This window comes from Shewanella sp., from assembly GCF_048265805.1.
Taxonomy (GTDB): Bacteria; Pseudomonadota; Gammaproteobacteria; order Enterobacterales; family Shewanellaceae; genus Shewanella.
This window is the reverse complement of record NZ_JBLXAT010000046.1, coordinates 1-20048: the sequence shown is the minus strand read 5'-3', so window position 1 is coordinate 20048 and position 20048 is coordinate 1. Positions and strand designations below refer to the sequence as shown.

Below are 20048 nucleotides of genomic sequence, written 5' to 3'. Positions count from 1 at the left end.
CAGCGGCGGTAGTTCTAGCTGAGCAGCTCTTAAAAAATGGCTATGCACTGGCGGATTTATGAGGGGATCCTTCAGTACGTAGTAGTTTTGCTTGTATGGTAAGTGGTAGTTCGCCTATTTCGTCCAAAAACAGAGTACCACCGTCAGCAGCCTCAATACGGCCTGCGCGCTCTGCTGTCGCGCCAGAAAAGGCGCCTTTTACATGACCAAATAATTCACTTTCAACCAGCGTTTCTGGCAATGCGGCACAGTTTACATGGATCATTGGGGACGTATTTCTTAGTGACTTTTGGTGCAGACGCCAAGCAAACAACTCTTTGCCGACTCCCGTCTCGCCACGGAGCAAAACCGGCAGATCTGAAGCCGCTACCGTGTCAATTTCTCGCAGTAAGTCTTGCATGAGCCTATGTTGACCAATTAGCTCCTGAGTCACACTTATACTGGGGCTTTTAAGATGCAATTGCTCATCTCGTCGTCGTAAGCTTGTTACCTCGCGCTCTAGTCGATTAAGCCTTATCACGGTCTCACAGTACCGTGCCAACTGAGGTATTAGCGCGATCTGCTCCGAGCTAAAATGCTGTTTCTCTATCGAGTCTAGCGTTAGTACCCCCCAACATTTGCCATCTGGCCAGAGACTTATTCCCATACAATCATGCACTGGTAGCGGGACATTCTGCTGGGTTTCTAGCAACCCGTCATAAGGATCTGGTAATGGTGAATCTGGCGCAAAATGTACTAACTCACGTGTCGCTAGAATCTTTTCAAGACGAGGATGATGCCTAATCGCAAATCGGCGACCATGGGTGTTGGTCACTAAGCCAACCAGTGCTACAGGTTTTAACATGTCGCCATCAAGCTGTAGTAAACCAACGGCGCTACAGGCAAATAGTTGTTGTATTTGCAGTACAAGATGGCGCAGCCGAAGTTGCGGCGCTTGCTCATGAGTTAGGTCATAACAATCCGGCAGAAACGACATGGTTAATTTTACCCTAATGGTTATTTATACCGTTTATTATAGGGTGATTTCTACCCTGGATAAATAACCATTTATATATATTTCAATAGATTAGTGATTGGCACGTTAGTTGTAATTACTTCATTAAGACAGTGAGCACTCCGTAGGAAAACTGCGATAGCGTTCATACTCTTGCATCACTATATGGAGTAAAAATTCGATGAATGAACAGCAAAAAGCCCTCGTACGCGCCACCATTCCTGTATTACAGCGCAGCGGTGTTGCCTTAGCATCCCATTTTTATCAGCGCATGCTGACATACAATCCAGAACTTAAGCATGTGTTTAACCATGGTCATCAACAAGATGGTCGCCAGCCACAAGCACTAGCAGGTGCCGTATTAGCCTATGCGGAACATATCGATGATCCTACGGTACTGTTACCGGTTGTCGAACGTATTGCCCATAAACATGTCAGCCTCGGGATCCGTGCAGAGCATTACGCAATTGTGGGAAAACATCTGTTGGCCAGCATTCAAGAAGTGCTAGGTGAAGCGGCAACAACAGCGCTAGTTGATGCTTGGGCAGCCGCTTACCATCAACTAGCTCAGTTATTTATTGGTATCGAAAGTGATCTTTATCAACAGCACATAGCTACCGAGGGTGGGTGGACTGGATGGCGGCCATTTCGCATAGTGCGTAAACAAATAGAAAGTGAAGAGATCACCTCTTTCTATCTACGTCCGCTTGATGGCGGTCAACTGCCTACCTATCAACCGGGCCAATACATTAGCCTGCGTGTTTATGTTGAACAGCTAGGTTGTTATCAACCTCGGCAGTACAGTTTGTCTAATGTTGCTACGGGCAGTGAATTTCGTATTTCGGTAAAGCGCGAAATGGCCGGTAATGCAACGCCTGCGGGCGCAGTCTCTAATCTGTTGCACACAGATTATGATGTGAACGATATGCTAGAACTATCGGCACCAACTGGCGATTTTGTCTTGCAGCAAGACTCCCAGCGCCCCGTAGTCCTACTCAGTGGCGGCGTCGGCATTACCCCAATGCTCGCAATTGCACAATCGCTGCTGCAACAAGGCACACGCCCACTGCATTTTGTACATGCCGCTAGAAACCCACAGGTGCACGCTTTTAAAGCGCTCAGTGACGAGTTTGCTGAACAAGGTGCACAGGTACATTATTTTTATGATGAACAAGGAGGGAGTGAACCGCCTCGTACTCGCGCACCTTTTGCGCTGACAGAAGTGTTACCGCCATCAGCAACTGATGCAGAATACTATCTCTGTGGGCCACTAGCATTTATGCAGCACTACATCACTGAGTTACGGGCATATGGCGTACCTGAATCTCAGATATATGCCGAGGTTTTTGGCTCAGGTGGGTTACCAGCTTAATTTTTTAGGGTTAATTCACTAGAGGCTCTCTACTTATGTTTACTTTCTTTGAAAAGACTAGGCAACCAGCAGCATTTGTCCCTACGGATGACACCGACACATTGCAGCAACAACTGACACAGTTGCAACAAGAGAATCAGACGTTACAACAAAAGATTGAAGCTCACGAACAGACTGCACATTATCAGCAGCAGGTCATAGCGCAGTTGTTGCAGTTCGATCAGTCAATGAAGCATCAAGGACAATCGCTATGCCATCTTTCAGAGCAACTTGAGCAACAATCCCAAGACAGCTTGATGGCACAACGTGTCACCGAACAATGCTCGCAAGCCTCGATGGAAAGCTATCAAGCTGTCAAAGCCATTTTCCAACAAGTGGAGAGCATTGCCAGTTCGTTGCAACAACTTAACAATAAAACGGCTGAAATTAGTCAGATGGTATGCCTAATTCAAGAGATTGCGGCACAAACGAATCTGTTATCTCTGAATGCAGCCATTGAGGCCGCAAGAGCGGGAGAGCAAGGACGAGGGTTTGCGGTAGTGGCTGATGAGGTGCGAAAACTGGCAACAAAGTCGGCAACCGCCGCCACCGATATTTCAAGCCGCATCGCAGAGATTAGAGATGACGTGGCACACAATAGTCAAACACTGCAAACAACTGCAACAGCGACGACTGATGTCTCGAACAGCTTACATCAGGCTAATCACATGCTGGAGAATATTACGCAGATGTCCACAGAAGGAGGACAAGTGATGACCCAATTGGCACTTTTGTCATCGTTGGAGCTTGCCAATTTGGAAGAGTTATCACTTAAATTTGCTGTTTATCAAGAAGTGCTTGGTTTGAGTCAAGAAACTAAAATTCCATCAGTATCGGAATGTCGACTGGGTCAATGGCAGCAGTCAGCGTCTAAGGTTTTATCAGCGCACTTTGAAAAAGCTCATGAGCAGGTGCACGTCTCCGCCCAAAATGCGTTGCGTTGTCATCGGTCGCAGGACTATGAGCAAGCGATCAACATGATCAAGCAAATGGAGCAGTCGAATCTGACAGTGATGGAACTGCTTACGGCAGAAGGAATAAGTTTCGCAGGAAACCTATTGTAAGTACATGCGAGGATTTTTACCTGCAAATGATGAATAGCAGTTTAGTAAATAGTCAAATTAAAGTTGTCGAGAAAATAATTCAAACTATATTATAAGTTAGGGGTATTGAAGCGGTTACGTCAATTTATGCTGTCAGCATGTTTTTAATTTGGTAGCTACTATAAAAATGCAAACCCAGAAATTTTAGGGTTTGCATTTTCTATTTACGAAGGGAATAAATATATATTTATACGCGTTAGTTCTGATAACCAACTTGGCTAACTGCAGGCCAATGTTTATCTATTTCCTGCTCAATAAATTTTTGTTTCTCTTTAGTGAGCTGCTCAAGATTAATTCCTATAGCTTTTTGAGCGGCAGTCTTAGTGGAATAATCTGGGTAATTCACTTTAGTGACCTTAAGATTCTCTAATATCTCAGCTAATTTCGTACGAGCCGCTGTCACCTGTTCGTTGGCTTTATCCAGCAAGGCATGTGCTTCTTTGGAATTATGGGCATATAAACCATGTGAAGACATGGCAAAGTCCCAGCGCCATTGAGAATGACGAATATCCATAATGGCAGCGTTCATCATCTCCCAGTTTGCCCCAGCATCCCATGCAGCACCGGCTTCATAGTGAGCTTTGACTAACAACTGCTCAACGGTTCTGGCCTTAGCTGCAATATCAGCTTTGGCATGATCCAAACGGCTAGTAAGCGCCTGCTTACTCTTGTGGCATTTTTGGCAAACATCGTCGTAGTTGTTTAATGCTTGGCTGATCACTTTATGGTTAGTAAAGGTGTTGCCCTCAGCATCGGTACTATTGCCCATATGGCAACTGACACAACTCACACCTAACTTGGCATGGGTGCTACGGCTCCACTGCTCAAACTCAGGGTGACGGGCTTTAACCAAAGGTGTGCGAGAAATCGGGTGGATCCACTCATAGAAACGACGTGTATCGTAGTATTGCTCAATTTTGTCGGCGGTATTACCGAATATCCATGGGATATTCACAATGTTACTGCGTTCAGGGCGGAAATAGTAAGTCACATGGCACTGTCCACACACCTGCGAATCCTGCATCGCTGAGTTTTGCTTGTCAAAAGGCAAGTTGACTTTTTCCATCGCCTTTTGCGCATGAGGTCGGGGTAAAGCTAACTCACTGGAGCCTTTAACGTGACAATCATTACAATAGATCACGTTTTTCATTTCAGTCCCAAGATCAGCGAAGTTCTTAGAGGAGAAATTTTCAACCCCCATCTGATTGATTAAGCGTGGCACATCTGGTGATTTACAGGTCCAACAACTGGCTGATAACCCCTGCTCACCGGCAGGCACGGCTTGGCCTGTACGCAATGTATGACTGACATCAGCCACAGCAAACGCATGGCCTCGAGCACTGTGATATTCCTTAGAATATGCCGCACCAGCCCATAGGATCACCAGTGCTGGATTCTCTTCTAACAGATCTTTGCGTTGCTTGAGTTCAACGGTGGATGCCCAACTTTGATATTGATTGGGAAACTTGGCTTGCATGGTGGCATGACCATCATCTTGTGCCACAGACGGCAGACTCAATAGTAATAAACTCAACACACAAACTTTACTTAGTGCCATAAACATTACACCTCAAATTTAGTGGTACACATTTTATACGTAGTCTTATTTACCAATCGTTTTCTGAAATATTGAAATGTGATTTCTATAGTTTTTTAATAGGATAGGAGCCTTTAATCCTCATTTACTTTTAAAATATGGAAATCACGCGATTGAAAACAGCATGGTAAATACTTTTTTCAGCTATAAGAACGTGACATAACGAATAGTTGTGCTGTTGCTAAGCAATAGTCCATCCTTGCTAAAAATATGGGGGATAGCTTAGCTATGATTGACTATCAATGCTAAACATATATTTATTATAAATGTTATTGGTCAAGGTTAACTAACCCCTCGGTGTTACTCAAAGACTTAGCGGATAATTATTGTATAAGTGTGACGTGGTAATCAAAAAGGCGTTATTTATAATAAAGGGTTACTCAATATTGAGTAACCCTTTATGAGTATTTTTTTTAATTTGTTGCGCTAACTTCGACTTCTTACCAACTGATAACGACGGGTTATATATTCAAGTGGTACGCTAAATATATGAACTAATCGACAGAATGGAAATAGTAAGAACAAGGTCATGCCGAGAAATAGGTGCAGTTTAAATATTAAGGCCACATCCTGTAAATTTGTGGACGCGCCTTCTCTGAATGTCACAATTGCCTGGGCCCAATCTGCCAGTTTCAGCATTTCACTACCATCTAGATGCTCCGCAGAGAAGGCGATGGTCGTCAGCCCGAGTGCCGCTTGCAGCACGAGTAAGCTCAGGATCATGATATCTGCAAAAGAAGATGAGGCTCGAACGCGCGTATTCGTAAGTCGCCGTTTTAATAGCAATACGCCGCCTATCAATGTCATCAGACCACATACGCCACCAGCGGTCATAGCGAGTAACTGTTTATGCGGTGCGGATATTATTGGCTCATACAACCAATGTGGCGTTAACAGTCCAACAAAGTGCCCACCTAAGATACCTATAATGCCGATATGGAATAGGTTTGAGGCGAGCCGCATTCCTTGACGATCCATAATTTGGCTAGAGCCAGCGCGCCAGCTGTACTGGCCATAGTCGTAACGCAGCCAACTACCGATGACAAATACCGCGAGGACAATATAAGGATAAATATCAAACAGTAAGTGATTAATGTAATTCATATTATTAGTCTCCACATGAGCCAGCAGTATGTAATGCTTCAACATTGAGATATTGCGGAGTGACCGCGCCCGCAAAACGACGTTGATGTTGCGTTTGCTCACTGGTAGAACAACCTGCATCTCCCATGAATGTGATTTGCTCCTCTTGCCAGACGGCATCGAGTGCTTCTGGTGTATCGTCACGTGCTTCACTGGCCACTTTGTCTTGCAACTCGGAGGTGTTAACTTCGCTATTTGTAAGTGAAATTAGTACATCAAACAACGTGGCATAATGGCTTTGGCGTTGGTGTAGCCGTGCTGCTAGCAACGCAAGAATAGGAACAATATTCTGCAATCCTTCGAGCATTTTGGCGTGAGGTTGATGCGCAAGAAACTCCAAGTAGAGCGGTAGAAAATCGGGCAGTTCTCGACTATTTAAAGATAATCCAGCCGCTTCATACTGGGCCATGAGATCAACCATTGCCTGGCCGCGATCACGTGATTCAGCATGCACATGCTCAAACAGTAGCAAAGAGGTCGAGCGCCCACGATCAAACAAGGTACAGTAATCGGCTTGTGCATCTAGGAACGGCATTTTCAGTAGCGCCGTCATGGTGTCTAGCAATTGCTGCTTGTGTTCATTGGTGAGTTCGTTGGCCTGCATCGCTTCGTGAAACAGCTCATCGCAGTGTTCCCAAAGCTCTTCGCTAGGGTATTCTAATAAGCGCGCAATGATGATTAAGCTAATCATAATTAAATCCCCCCCGCCTATCTTTTAGTCGATGTCGCACCGACATCAATGGCATCGATACGTCGGCTATTAAATAGATTTGTCTTGCTATCACTGCCATGGCAGCCATCACCGAAACTAAAACCACAGCCCTTGCTTTCAGGAAATGCTTCTCTGGCCAACTCTCTGTGGCTAGATGGCACGACGAAGCGATCTTCATAGTTTGCGATAGCTAAATAGCGATACATCTCCTGTGCTTGCGCAACGCTGAGGCCGACTTCGTCAAGGGCGCGAGTGTCTAGCACACCTTCGACGGTCTCGGCTCGTTTAAACTGGCGCATTGCTAACATGCGTTTAAGTGCCGTTAGCACCGGTTTTTCATCACCGGCAGTGAGTAAGTTAGCGAGGTATTGTACGGGGATGCGTAAGCTTTCCACATTCGGCAGAATACCATCGTGCGGCAACATGCCAGCATCTGCGGCTGATTGAATAGGGGATAACGGTGGTACATACCACACCATAGGTAAGGTACGATATTCAGGGTGTAACGGGAGTGCTAACTTCCAATCAACGGCCATTTTATAGACAGGCGATTGTTGAGCCGCTTCAATCACTGACATAGGGATATCCTGTGCCAATGCTTCAGCAATAACTTCGGGATCATGAGGATCTAGAAAAATATCTAACTGACGCTGATAAAGATCGGTTTGATGTTCGGTAGATGCCGCTTGCTCAATCCGATCCGCGTCATAGAGCATAACGCCTAGATAACGAATGCGGCCAACACAGGTTTCTGAACATACTGTGGGTTGGCCAGCCTCAATACGCGGATAGCAGAAGATGCACTTTTCAGACTTACCACTTTTCCAGTTGAAGTAAATTTTCTTATAAGGGCATCCGGTTAGACACATACGCCAGCCGCGGCACTTATCTTGATCGATAAGGACGATGCCATCTTCTTCCCGTTTATAGATTGCTCCACTAGGGCAGGTCGCTACGCAGGCCGGGTTGAGGCAATGCTCACACAAGCGAGGAAGGTACATCATAAAGGTGTTTTCAAACTGGCCGTACATCTCTTTTTGCATGTTGGCAAAGTTGCTATCTTTACTACGCTTAGCAAATTCGCCCCCTAAGATCTCCTCCCAGTTAGGGCCTTTGGTGACCTTATCCATACGCTCACCTGTGAGCAGTGAATGAGGTCTAGCGACAGGCTGATGTTTACTCTGTTTGGCCTGTTGCAGATGCTCGTAGTCATAGCTGAACGGCTCATAATAGTCATCAATCGTTGGCATGTGCGGGTTGGCAAAAATTTTAGATAACAAGCTGAGTTTGCCACCTGCTTTAGGCTCAATTTTGCCATTGATTTTACGGATCCACCCGCCTCGCCACTTTTCTTGGTTTTCCCACTCATTGGGATAGCCCACGCCCGGTTTGCTTTCCACATTATTGAACCAAGCATATTCCACGCCTTCGCGACTGCTCCATACGTTTTTACAGGTGACTGAACAGGTATGGCAACCAATACATTTGTCGAGATTCAGCACCATGCCGACTTGAGAACGGATTTTCATTAGATATTCTCCTGTTCAGATTTACTTTGTGCGGCTTCGTTACTTTGTTCATCAAGCCAGTCAACGTTATTCATCTTGCGAACGACCACAAATTCGTCGCGGTTTGAGCCTACGGTTCCGTAGTAGTTAAAGCCATAAGACAACTGGCCATAACCGCCAATCATATGCGTAGGTTTAGGGCTGATACGTGTGACGGAGTTATGAATGCCTCCGCGTTGACCTGTGATCTCTGAACCCGGAATATTTACAATGCGTTCTTGTGCGTGATACATCATCACCATACCTGCCGGTACGCGCTGGCTGACGACCGCGCGTGCGGTTAACGCACCGTTAGTATTGAAGGCTTCAATCCAATCGTTATCCTCAATACCTAATTCACGGGCATCTGTTTCACTTATCCACACAATCGGGCCACCCCGCGACAGTGTCAGCATGATTAAGTTGTCACTGTAGGTGGAGTGGATCCCCCACTTCTGGTGCGGTGTAATAAAATTAAGGGCTTTTTCCGCATTACCGTTAGATTTGCTGCCTAACAACGGCTGAGCGGTACGCGTGTCAATCGGTGGACGATACACAACGAGGCTTTCACCAAACGCGCGCATCCAGTCATGGTCTTGGTAAAGTTGTTGTCGGCCAGAAAGTGTGCGCCAAGGGATTAGCTCATGAACGTTGGTATAGCAAGCATTGTAGGAGACATGTTCATCCTCAAGGCCTGACCATGTTGGGCTAGAGATAATCTTACGTGGTTGCGCTTGAATGTCCCTAAAGCGGATTTTTTCTTCCTCTTTATTACGGGCAAGATGGGTGTGATCACGTCCGGTAACTTCACTGAGTGCAGCCCAAGCTTTTACCGCAACTTGGCCATTGGTTTCCGGCGCCAGCGATAGAATGACCTCAGCCGCATCAATGGCTGATTCAATTTTAGGCCGACCGGCATTAGCTCCTTCACTGTGGGAATAGTTAAGCTGTTTGAGAAAATCGACTTCAGTTTGGGTGTCCCAGTTGATCCCTTTGCCGCCATTGCCTTGCTTATCAAGCAATGGACCTAATGAAGTAAAGCGGGCATAGGTATTTGGATAATCGCGTTCTACTTCAATAATGTGTGGTGCACTGATGCCAGGGACAAGCTCACATTCACCTTTCTTCCAATCTTTGACACCAAATGGCTGTGCCAGTTCTGCCGCGGTGTCATGCAAAATCGGTAACGTCACCACATCGGTTTCTTTACCTAGATGCCCGTGACACAGTTCGGAAAACTTTTTGGCAATGCCTTTATAAATTTCCCAGTCGGTTTTTGACTCCCATGCTGGATCAACTGCGGCAGATAACGGATGAATAAACGGATGCATATCCGATGTGTTCATATCGTCTTTTTCGTACCAAGTGGCCGTAGGTAACACAATATCTGAATAGAGACAGGTACTGGACATTCTGAAGTCCAATGTCACCACCAAATCCAGTTTTCCCGTGGCGGGCGAGTCTTGCCATTCAACTTCTTCGGGTGTAACCGCTCCCTGTTCGCCGAGATCTTTCCCCTGAATACCATGTTCTGTGCCCAGGAGGTATTTAAGCATGTACTCATGGCCTTTACCTGATGAGCCAAGCAGGTTAGAGCGCCAGATAAATAGGTTGTGGGGATAGTTTTGTATTTTGTCCGGTTGTTCTGCAGCAAAGCGTATCTGGCCGTGCTTTAGGGCGTTAACAGTATATTCTTGGGTGGACATGCCTGCGGCTTGGGCCTGCGCGGCAATAGATAGTGGGTTGGTGTCTAGCTGCGGCGCCGAAGGTAACCACCCCATGCGTTCAGCGCGAACGTTGAGGTCAATAAGGCTGCCGCTGAATTTAGACTTATCGGCATTCGCGGCGAGCAACTCATCCGTGCGCAGTGTTTCATAGCGCCATTGGCTAGAGTGATTATAGAAAAAAGAGGTGCTGTTCATATGCCGCGGCGGCTTTTGCCAATCCAAGGCAAAGGCTAATGGTTGCCACCCTGTTTGTGGCCGTAGTTTTTCTTGACCAACATAGTGTGCCCAACCACCACCACTTTGACCCACGCAGCCACAAAAAATAAGCATATTGATGAAACTGCGATATGCCATATCCATGTGATACCAATGGTTAACGCCAGCACCCACAATGATCATCGAGCGACCATGGGTTTTCTCCGCGTTATCGCCAAACTCGGTGGCGATACGGATGATATCGGCTTGGGGCACGCCAGTAACTTGTTCTGCCCAAGCTGGGGAGTAGGCTTTTAACTCATGATATTCGGCGGCGCAATTCACATCATTTAAGCCACGTTCAACACCATAGTTAGCCAATGTAAGATCATATACGCTAGTGACTACCGCTTGACGACCATCAGCCAGCGTTAACTGCTTCACTGGTAATTTGTGGGTTAATGTTTGCTCCAATGGCACGCTATCAAAGTGTTCACTTGCTGTGCCACCAAAATAGGGAAAGCCCACGTCGACCACTTGATCATGCTGCTCTAATAAGCTCAGTTGGAGCTCAACATCCTGCTGTGTGTTACCCGCTTTAGCTTCAAGATTCCATTTCCCCTTTTCGCCCCAGCGAAAACCAAGCGAACCGAGTGGTGCCACGAGCTGGCCCGTGTGGCTATCAATTGCAATGGTCTTCCATTCAGGATTGTTTGCCTCGCCTAGATCATCCACTAGGTCCGATGCTCGCAACATGCGGCCCGCTCGATAACTTCCGTCGCCAGTCTCCTCCAGTAACACCAGCATGGGAAGGTCGGTATAGCGTCGAGCATAGTCCTGGAAATACGACGTTTGTCGTTTTATGTGAAACTCTTTCAGTAATACATGGCCCATCGCCATTGACAGCGCACTATCAGTCCCTTGTTTAGGGTTGAGCCACTGGTCACATAACTTGGCAACTTCTGAATAGTCTGGGGTTACCGCAACGGTTTTCGTGCCTTTATAGCGAACTTCGGTAAAAAAGTGGGCATCAGGTGTGCGTGTTTGTGGCACATTTGAACCCCACGCAATAATGTAAGAGGCGTTGTACCAATCAGCAGACTCAGGGACGTCGGTTTGTTCTCCCCACGTCATTGGTGACGCTGGAGGCAAGTCACAATACCAGTCATAAAAGCTCAGGCAGGTACCGCCAATGAGTGACAAGTATCGCGCACCAGCAGCATACGACACCATCGACATTGCAGGGATCGGCGAAAAGCCAGCAATACGGTCGGGGCCATATTCTTTCGCAGTAAAGACATTGGATGCCGCAATGATCTCATTCACTTCTGACCAGTCAGCGCGAATAAAGTCGCCTCGGCCGCGCTGCTGCTTGTAGGTCTTCATCTTTTCTGGTGAACGAGCTATGGCAGCCCAAGCATCAACGGGATCACAATGTTGACGCCGCGCCTCTCGCCACAGCTCAATTAGACGCTTGCGTACCATGGGATATTTCACACGGTTAGCGCTGTACAAATACCAAGAGTAACTCGCGCCGCGGGGACATCCACGAGGCTCATGGTTGGGCAGGTCTGGGCGGGTTCTAGGGTAATCGGTTTGCTGTGTTTCCCATGTGACCAAACCGTTTTTTACATATATTTTCCAACTGCAAGAGCCTGTACAGTTAACCCCATGGGTAGAACGGACAATTTTGTCATGCTGCCAGCGGCTTCTATAGCCATCTTCCCAATCTCTGTTGGTCTTAAGCGTCTGACCATGGTCATCTGCAAACGTGTCGCCCAATTGCTTGAAATAAAGGAACCTATCAAGAAACTTACTCATACCGCCTACTCCTGCTGCATTCTAGTTCCCACTCATGAACTAGACATCGACATTGCATAATTTGGCGCCAGCTTAGAGAAGCGATTGCGATAATTTCATGATAGAGATCAAATTACGCGAGTAGTGAAATCGGGTGAGATGCTGCTAATACCTCTTAGGCGGTACGAGGCAAATCTATTTTAACTATCTGTTTATAAATAACTTTGCATTTCTTCTGTAATAGGTTGAGTGAAGGTGTTATCGGATGAACTATTAAGTGATACTCCATCGTTAACCGTGGCGAACTCACGAATGGTTTTTCAGCGAGGTTTGACTGCTGATTCAACCTTGGCTGCATATTATTCATCGGTATTGACGTATCTCGGGACGGTTGATCATTTTTACCGTAGACGGCGTGGCATACAGCGCTATCTGCCATGTTGCAGTTTTTGCAAAGGGGTCGCCATTCGCCGCAAACTACGCCTGGCATCTGAAAGCGGCATCCCCACGCAGAGCCCGCATGGGGCTTATTCGCGCCTTCTTTAGCATTTAGGTTTTCGCCAGACATATGCTGCAAAGGTGTGCGCCAATCTTGGCATATTCTCACTTGGTAGATGTTTTGCTGTTAACGGCGACTCGCTACGAGCATGCAGGCTTATAACGACGCTGGCTAACAACCAAATGCTGTTAGCTTTGCCGTCCTTGTATGGCGTGGCATACCGCGCGATAGCGGAAGATAGCTCACAACATGAAAATGGCTTTGGTCACCATCGACCAAAACCATTAATTTGCAATACATTGTCACTTAAAGAGTTTCATTATTCGCCTTACTTAAACGAGTGGCCATGCCTTGGTTAATGCGGCGGCCATATACCAACCACGTCACTAATAAACTTGAAAAATAACAAACGACAAAGACTTTCATTGCGTCCACTGGTGAGCCAGTCATCGCCAGTGATGTGCCAAAAGCTTTAGGGATAAAGAAGCCACCAATGGCCCCTATTGCTGAAATAAATCCTAATGCTGCTGCGGTATCCCTGGCCGCCGTGGTTTGCGCTGCTGTTTCATCACCGCCACCAGCTATCACTCTGGCTATTGTCAGGCGTCTAAACACTACCGCGATCATTTGAAATGTCGAACCACTGCCCAAGCCAGCGGTAGCAAACAATGCCATAAATACCGCAAAAAAGGCGATAAAGTGCCCTTCTGAATGCTCGTTGGGTAAGGTGGTAAACAGCAGTAACGACAGCAGAGTCATTAGTGCAAAGTTAACCATAGTGACCCTAATTCCCCCCAGCTTATCCGATAACCAACCACCTATGGGCCGCATTAGTGCACCGACTAATGGGCCAAAAAACGCGAGTTGCAGGATATTGACGTGAGGAAACTGGGTATTAGTTAACATGGCAAATCCAGCAGAGAAGCCGATAAATGAGCCAAAACTTGCGAGGTATAAGAAACTAAGAATCCATAAATGCCCGCGTTTAAGCACAGGTAGTTGCTGCCGAATTGAGCCATTAACGGACGCAATGTCATTCATAAAAAACCAAGCGAGCAGTGTAAACAGCAACAGGAATGGAATCCAAATCAATGCCGCATTAGGTAGCCAAAGTGATGTTCCTTGTGGTTGTACCGTTCCGGCGCCGGCGAAGATGCCGAATGCACTAAACGAGATAATAAAAGGTACCACCAGTTGCATCACACTAACGCCTAAGTTACCCAGCCCACCATTAAGCCCTAATGCTCCGCCTTGCATCGCCCGCGGATAGAAAAAACTAATATTGGCCATACTGGAAGCGAAATTAGCGCCACCAAAACCGCAAAGTAACGCGATCAACACAAATATACTAAAAGGTGTTGTCGTGTCTTGTATCGCGACAGTCATCCAAGTGCAGGGGAGAATAAGTATCGCCGTGCTGAGCGCGGTCCAACGACGCCCGCCAAAAATAGGTATCACAAACGAATAAGGAATACGCAATAACGCCCCTGAAATTGATGGTAAAGCGGTCAGCAAGAACAGCTGATCCGTACTAAAGTTGAAGCCAACCTTATTTAGGTTTACGGCAACTGCGCTGAACAACATCCATACACAAAATGCGAGCAGTAAACAGGGTATGGAAATCCATAAATTCCGTTTGGCTGTTTTTTCCCCTATGGAGTTCCAAAATTGTTGATCTTCTGGTTGCCAGTTTTGGATGACCCCTCGCGCGTTTACGGCATTAGAGGAGGAGTTAGATGTGGTCATGTGTAGCACCCCTTCAGTAATTTGAAGGGACAGGTTTTACGGTCTTCAACGACAAATAAAATTGATGCAGCTCAAGTCTCTTAATTCCTAATATTCCGACAAAAGAGCCAGCTACCTCTTAATTTCCAATCTGCGCAGAATATTAATGTTCTAAAATCAATAGCTAACCAGATCTATTAAGCAAGAGCACCACATGTCAACGCATCCAACTATTACGGCATACCTATTAGTAGGCATATAAATTGTCGAATCAAAGATTAAAATATCATCTGCCGCTGGCATCGTCAGCTTTTGTCACAACCGCTGGGACATTATCTTCAAGATGCAAGGGCGCTATTGACCTTTGTTGAGCGTTGTTGCAGCAGGAAACGCGGAGGTTCGGCAAGGCTGGTGCTCTGCCGCGCATTCTCCACTAATGGCATCTAACGGGGTTCGATCCTGCGTTGGCGCTGCTCAAAGGGGCATTTAACACTGGCTGAACTTTGCGGTTTCCAGCTTGCTTAGTTGACTCAACGTCACTGGTCGCGCTTGGTTCATCACGCGTTTAATTTTAACAAAAATCAAACATGAAAGGTCAATACCCCAAGGCATGCTGCATTTTTTAACGTCATTATCGATTGTCAAAAAGCTAGCGATTCTGCTCGTACTACTTAGCGTACTTGCAATTAGCGGAATGATGGCTTCTTTTTGGTTATCACAGAGCATTCAAGGCAATGCTCATGCCATTGACGCAATTGGCTCCATGCGTATGAAGAGCTATCAACAGTTGTCGATGCTGCCATTGACTGCTGAGCAAAAAGCAACACTCACCAACCTACCACAGCAGATCACCAACCTTTCTGGGCAAGAGCATACGATGGCCGCCGCGCACCTGCGTTTTTTGAACGAGGTGCTCGTGCGCGATCGGCTCACACTGCAGTTTGAACAGTTAAATCACTATTGGGACACTAAGGTAAAACCCCAGCTACTAACGGCCTCAAATCCCGATGATGCGAGAGCCGCAGTTAATCACTATGTTGAGCTGTTAAACGTGCTTATTATCTCTATCGACAAAAAAACTGAGCAGCGTTTGCATTTAGCGTTGGTGGTGCAATCGGTATTTATTCTGCTTTGTATTGCATTAACTGTGATTGCTGCTGAGTTTTTACGGCGCCGTATTTTACAACCTTGGAGACAGATTTTTTCGATTGCGGCAAGTATTAGCAAAGGGGATTTTAGCCTACGGTTTCATGCAAGTCGTCATCGTGACGAAATGGATACGCTTGGTGAAGCCATTAACAGCATGTCTGCCAAATTAAGCCACATGTATGATGAGTTAGAGCTGCGAGTGGTTGCGAAAACTCAACACATACGCATGCAGAATCAATCGCTGACATTCTTATATAACGCCAGCACCTTGCTACACAGTGAAAAACAGCAATGTCTGAAATATATTCCAATACTTAAAGAGTTGGAAAAGATAACGCCATTGACCAGCTTTCAATTAAAGATTTTCGAATATAGTGATAGCAGACAGTACACCCAACTACGCAGCCATAGTGAACACCGGCCAATGCACTGTGCCGACAAAACTTGTGACTTATGCATACAGCCTCCCGTAGCTGATGGCATGCAAATCGTCACATGGAATCTTGCCGACCAAGAAGCGACTTATGGTGAATTATCAGCGAGTTGCCATGACGTCGAAATCATCACTAACGAGCATAAACAACTCCTAGACACGCTGGTAGAACAGATCTCTATTGCACTATCACTGGAGCAAAAAGCCTACAAAGCCAAACAACTTATGTTGATGGAAGAGCGGGCGGCTATCGCTAGAGAGCTGCATGATTCCATTGCACAATCTTTGTCATGCTTAAAAATGAAGATCAGCTGTTTGCAAATGAAAAAGAGTAATCTCAATGAGCAACAGGTGAGCCTGATCAGCGAAATGCGTCATGAGGTGGGATCGGCATACAGCCAGCTCAGAGAGCTGTTAACAACATTCCGATTGAAACTCGATGCGCCAGGGCTGCGTCCCGCACTGGAGTCTGCCGTTGCCGAATTTAGCCATAAACTCGGATTTGCCGTTGAGCTCGAATATCACGTCCCCCCTCAAAGTATTTCTTCACACCAGACAGTGCATATTACGCAGATTGTTAGGGAAGCGCTCAATAACATCTACAAACATAGCCAAGCTTCTCATGCAGTGGTTTGTTTGAACTATGATAGCAGCCAGAACATCACTCTGACAGTACAAGACAATGGCATTGGTTTAACACAAGCGGCGTCCCCACTAAATCACTATGGCTTAACGATTATGCAAGATCGAGCCAGTTTATTACCGGGAAGTTGCCACATCTCCAATCGTGCTAATGGTGGCGTTGAAGTGAAGGTTTGCTTTGCTACCGCCTAATTCGAATTCCCAAAGAAGGAGTGCCTGATGAGTCAGAGCCATGAACAAAGTATTGCTGACAAAGCGACCATTCTGCTGATTGATGACCATCCCATGCTACGTAATGGCGTTAAGCAACTTATCGAAATGAGTGACATCATTGAGGTTGTGGCTGAAAGCAACTGTGGGCAAGATGGTATTGCCCTAGCGCAGAAATTGGATCCTGACTTGATCTTATTGGACCTTAATATGCCAGAGATGGGGGGGATTGAAACACTGTGCCAGTTGAGAGAGTGCGAACTCTCCGGCCGCATTCTGGTGTTTACAGTATCGAATTTTGAAGAGGATGTTGTCAGTGCGTTTAAGCTCGGAGCTGATGGGTATTTACTCAAAGACATGGAACCAGAAGACTTACTCTTGGCGCTAGAAAAGGCCGCATCTGGTAAAGTTGCTATCAGCGATGATATTACGACTATTCTGACCGAAGGGTTAAAAAATAATCCCAGTAGCACAGAGCGAGATATCTATTTGCTAACAGCAAGAGAGCGAGAAATTGTTAAACTGATTGCGAAAGGGTTATCCAACAAGCTTATTGCTAAAAAACTGAGTATTAGTGAGGGGACCGTAAAAGTCCATGTAAAAAATATTCTTAAAAAATTAAGATTAAAAACCCGTTTGGAAACCGCTGCATGGGTTCACAATAGTGGTGTGTTCAATAGATAAGGATGATGCGAATAAGTCCCTGATGTGAGATCATGTACTCATCCAGTTTGCCAAGGAACTGGTCAGCTCATGGAACATCAACTCACATTTGCCGATAGCGAATTCTCTAGTAAACGCCGTCAGACCCGTAAGGAAATCTTCCTGTCTCGGATGGATGCGATTCTTCCTTGGGCAAAACTCATTGCTGTTATCGAACCTGTTTACCCTAAAGCGGGCAATGGCCGCCGTCCTTATCTATTGGAAACCATGTTCCGCATCCACTGTATGCAGCAGTGGTACAGCTTAAGTAACGAAGCCATGGAAGATGCACTCTATGAAATTGCATCAATGCGCTTGTTTGCACATCTATCCTTAGATAACGCCATACCAGACCGTACGACCATCATGAATTTTCGTCATTTGTTGGAGCAGCATAAGTTGGCCCGCAAGATACTCAGTACCATTAACCAATGGCTCAGTGAATGCGGTGTCATGATGACACAAGGCACATTAGTTGATGCGACGATTATCGAAGCGCCCAGCTCAACCAAGAATAAGCAAAACCAACGTGACGGCGATATGCACCAAACCACAGCAAAGGCGGTCAGGAAAGGACGGATGCAATTATTCTAGGAGTAAAACTCATTGCTGTTATCGAACATGTTTATCCTAACGCTGGCAATGAACCACAGTTTGTATCTACTTATCCGCGAGTAAAGCTCTACTATGCAGTTGACCAAATTTTAGTGATGCTCCAGAGTATCTCTGGAATCGGTAGTGAGCCAGTAGACTGACATCATTTAGATAGACGATTTGTACGACAATACATTATGTTCCATTTCACTATAGATGAGGCCCAGTATGCCCCAAATTATTAGAACATTTGATGAAATTGCTGCTGAGATGCAGGGTGAACTACTGTTTTTTAAATCTGAACAATTAGTTGATGAGCGGGGGGAATTCGGCGAAATTACTCATTATGGTCGTGAGAGAGTGGAAATGTTTTGTAAAAATCACGGCATTGAGTATGAGGTTTCGGCAGCGCCGATTTGGTCTGGATGGGTTGTTGGGGGGCCGCGCTACATTGTTTTAAAAGTTCCTTATGAAGAATCTAACACACACTATCAGTTGCTTGTAAATGAATTCGAGAATGAAGACGGCTCCCCGAAAGACCCTAATTTAGTACTGTATTTCATAGATGCTCAAAATTTAGTTGATCAACGTAAGGAAGCACTCAAGAGAAATCCAAATCTAGGTGTAAGTGAGTTTTAACGGATATGTCAGTATTGAAATGAGGCTAAAAGCCTTCTCGTGAGGTAGTGGTGATTCACTGTTTTGGAAAAAAATTTGATTATGATACATTATATGTAATGAAATATTTTGCAGTATAAGTTATTGATTTACAATGAAACCTATTAAAGATGAAGCGTTGCAAAGTTGGATGTATCGTTGTTTATTAGTTAATGGTATTACTGATTTTTCTGCAGTAATTAATAACAATGGGAGATGGCGGAAAGTTCCTTTTTTTTATAAAGAGTACATACCATTTTTTACATTTCCATCTGATAAAGATATTTTAAATTTATTTTTAAACTCAAGTATTCAATTTTTGGGGAGTATCCCTCCAGAACCATGGAATTACGTAACGGCGATAAAGAAATATCTTTATAATTATAAAGGGAATGAAAATAATGGAAGCATTATAATTAAATACTGCTCTAGCTGTATTAAGGAATCAATAGTAAAAAATGGATTCGGATACATCAAAACTGATTGGCTATATGATAACCATTGTAAAAAGCACAGTAAGGAACTTGATGTTATAGACAAAAATTCAAAAAAAAATGTTTTAACCATGCTTCGTAGTGCTTTTCTAGGAATGGAAATCAAGCAAGGCTCTATAGGTTTAAAAAGAACCTTTTCAAAAGATGTAAAAACTTATACCAATATGAATAATTTTATGCCATGTTTTTTGATGGATTTTTATTGGATAGCTAGTGACCATAGGAATGATTATTTTCCTGAGTATGAGCATGTTGTATTTTTTAATTACAATGGCATTAGGAAGAATATTGTCCAATTATGCGGGATGGATAATTTAGATTTTTTACATTTTGTTAGAAGAAAGCTTATAGAATACGAACGACTTTTTCCAGATTTGCTAAAATTATTTATTGAAAGAAGAGCAGAAATAGTTACCTACGTCTATGGAATTAATGATCCAGATAGTTTCTCTTCAAACCTAATAACAAAAAAAGGACGAAACTGCTCAAAGTGTGTTAAATGGTCAAAGGAAGGTATCTGTCCAATTAGTCCTATGATTGGTATTAGCGAAGTCAAAGCTGAGAAACACCAACCAGCATCGACCAGTAACATATGCGAAAGATTTATGATGTACCGCTTCTAAAGATGGTCTTAATCTTAGGGCGAGATCGTGAACGTTTATTGACCACTTAATTTAGAGTTAAACGTTTCATTTGACGCCCCAAGTCAGACGT

Annotated in this window: 13 protein-coding genes and 1 pseudogene; 7 read left to right on the top strand and 7 right to left on the bottom strand. The window is 45.1% G+C overall.

Features of this window, described 5'->3' with window-relative positions; genetic code table 11:
• Positions 1-40: 40 nt before the first annotated feature.
• Entirely contained in the window at positions 41-976 is a 936-nt protein-coding gene (locus tag ACN0TT_RS19570) for a sigma 54-interacting transcriptional regulator (RefSeq protein ID WP_417763806.1), read from the bottom strand.
• 199 nt (positions 977-1175) lie between these two features.
• On the opposite strand from ACN0TT_RS19570, the gene hmpA reads away from it, so the two are divergent.
• Positions 1176-2366: an NO-inducible flavohemoprotein gene (hmpA, locus tag ACN0TT_RS19565; RefSeq protein ID WP_417763805.1), complete on the top strand. Its 1191-nt coding sequence runs from the start codon at positions 1176-1178 to the stop codon at positions 2364-2366.
• Positions 2367-2401: 35 nt separating this feature from the next.
• Complete coding sequence (locus ACN0TT_RS19560; protein WP_335921084.1) at positions 2402-3469, top strand: methyl-accepting chemotaxis protein; 1068 nt, start codon at positions 2402-2404, stop codon at positions 3467-3469.
• Positions 3470-3704: 235 nt separating this feature from the next.
• Here ACN0TT_RS19560 and ACN0TT_RS19555 read toward each other — a convergent pair whose 3' ends face one another.
• The 6 genes from ACN0TT_RS19555 to ACN0TT_RS19530 form a co-directional block, all read right to left on the bottom strand.
• Positions 3705-5066 (bottom strand): ammonia-forming cytochrome c nitrite reductase subunit c552, encoded by a 1362-nt coding sequence (locus ACN0TT_RS19555; RefSeq protein WP_417763804.1) that lies wholly within the window; start codon positions 5064-5066, stop codon positions 3705-3707.
• 465 nt (positions 5067-5531) lie between these two features.
• A complete protein-coding gene (gene narI / locus ACN0TT_RS19550; RefSeq protein ID WP_417763803.1) occupies positions 5532-6209 on the bottom strand; it encodes a respiratory nitrate reductase subunit gamma in 678 nt (225 codons plus the stop codon).
• Between the two features lie 4 nt (positions 6210-6213).
• Entirely contained in the window at positions 6214-6939 is a 726-nt protein-coding gene (gene narJ / locus ACN0TT_RS19545) for a nitrate reductase molybdenum cofactor assembly chaperone (RefSeq protein ID WP_417763802.1), read from the bottom strand.
• A 17-nt stretch (positions 6940-6956) separates the two neighbouring features.
• Positions 6957-8489, bottom strand: a complete 1533-nt coding sequence (gene narH, locus ACN0TT_RS19540; RefSeq protein WP_417763801.1) for a nitrate reductase subunit beta — start codon at positions 8487-8489, stop codon at positions 6957-6959.
• Entirely contained in the window at positions 8489-12250 is a 3762-nt protein-coding gene (locus tag ACN0TT_RS19535; protein ID WP_238895488.1) for a nitrate reductase subunit alpha, read from the bottom strand. The genes narH and ACN0TT_RS19535 overlap by 1 nt, the downstream gene beginning before the upstream one ends.
• A 784-nt stretch (positions 12251-13034) precedes the next feature.
• Positions 13035-14474, bottom strand: coding sequence for a NarK family nitrate/nitrite MFS transporter (locus ACN0TT_RS19530; protein WP_417763800.1), 1440 nt, complete (start codon positions 14472-14474; stop codon positions 13035-13037).
• A gap of 589 nt (positions 14475-15063) precedes the next feature.
• On the opposite strand from ACN0TT_RS19530, the gene narX reads away from it, so the two are divergent.
• The 5 genes and pseudogenes from narX to ACN0TT_RS19505 all read left to right on the top strand — a co-directional run bounded on the left by narX (position 15064) and on the right by ACN0TT_RS19505 (position 19957).
• A complete protein-coding gene (gene narX / locus ACN0TT_RS19525; protein WP_417763799.1) occupies positions 15064-16869 on the top strand; it encodes a nitrate/nitrite two-component system sensor histidine kinase NarX in 1806 nt (601 codons plus the stop codon).
• A gap of 27 nt (positions 16870-16896) precedes the next feature.
• On the top strand, positions 16897-17571 hold the full coding sequence (gene narL, locus ACN0TT_RS19520; protein ID WP_417763798.1) for a two-component system response regulator NarL: 675 nt from the start codon (positions 16897-16899) through the stop codon (positions 17569-17571).
• A gap of 69 nt (positions 17572-17640) precedes the next feature.
• Positions 17641-18141 (top strand): annotated as a pseudogene (locus ACN0TT_RS19515) (IS5 family transposase); the annotation flags it as partial.
• 270 nt (positions 18142-18411) lie between these two features.
• The gene (locus ACN0TT_RS19510; protein WP_417763797.1) at positions 18412-18822 is read left to right on the top strand and encodes a hypothetical protein; all 411 of its coding nucleotides are present in this window, start codon (positions 18412-18414) and stop codon (positions 18820-18822) included.
• Positions 18823-18955: 133 nt separating this feature from the next.
• Complete coding sequence (locus ACN0TT_RS19505) at positions 18956-19957, top strand: hypothetical protein (protein WP_417763796.1); 1002 nt, start codon at positions 18956-18958, stop codon at positions 19955-19957.
• The last annotated feature ends 91 nt before the right edge of the window (positions 19958-20048 follow it).

Coding starts and splice junctions, on each gene's coding strand:
- ACN0TT_RS19570 (WP_417763806.1), bottom strand. CDS start 976: ATGTCGTTTCTGCCGGATTGTTATGACCTAACTCATGAGCAAGCGCCG.
- hmpA (WP_417763805.1), top strand. CDS start 1,176: ATGAATGAACAGCAAAAAGCCCTCGTACGCGCCACCATTCCTGTATTA.
- ACN0TT_RS19560 (WP_335921084.1), top strand. CDS start 2,402: ATGTTTACTTTCTTTGAAAAGACTAGGCAACCAGCAGCATTTGTCCCT.
- ACN0TT_RS19555 (WP_417763804.1), bottom strand. CDS start 5,066: ATGGCACTAAGTAAAGTTTGTGTGTTGAGTTTATTACTATTGAGTCTG.
- narI (WP_417763803.1), bottom strand. CDS start 6,209: ATGAATTACATTAATCACTTACTGTTTGATATTTATCCTTATATTGTC.
- narJ (WP_417763802.1), bottom strand. CDS start 6,939: ATGATTAGCTTAATCATCATTGCGCGCTTATTAGAATACCCTAGCGAA.
- narH (WP_417763801.1), bottom strand. CDS start 8,489: ATGAAAATCCGTTCTCAAGTCGGCATGGTGCTGAATCTCGACAAATGT.
- ACN0TT_RS19535 (WP_238895488.1), bottom strand. CDS start 12,250: ATGAGTAAGTTTCTTGATAGGTTCCTTTATTTCAAGCAATTGGGCGAC.
- ACN0TT_RS19530 (WP_417763800.1), bottom strand. CDS start 14,474: ATGACCACATCTAACTCCTCCTCTAATGCCGTAAACGCGCGAGGGGTC.
- narX (WP_417763799.1), top strand. CDS start 15,064: ATGCTGCATTTTTTAACGTCATTATCGATTGTCAAAAAGCTAGCGATT.
- narL (WP_417763798.1), top strand. CDS start 16,897: ATGAGTCAGAGCCATGAACAAAGTATTGCTGACAAAGCGACCATTCTG.
- ACN0TT_RS19510 (WP_417763797.1), top strand. CDS start 18,412: ATGCCCCAAATTATTAGAACATTTGATGAAATTGCTGCTGAGATGCAG.
- ACN0TT_RS19505 (WP_417763796.1), top strand. CDS start 18,956: ATGAAACCTATTAAAGATGAAGCGTTGCAAAGTTGGATGTATCGTTGT.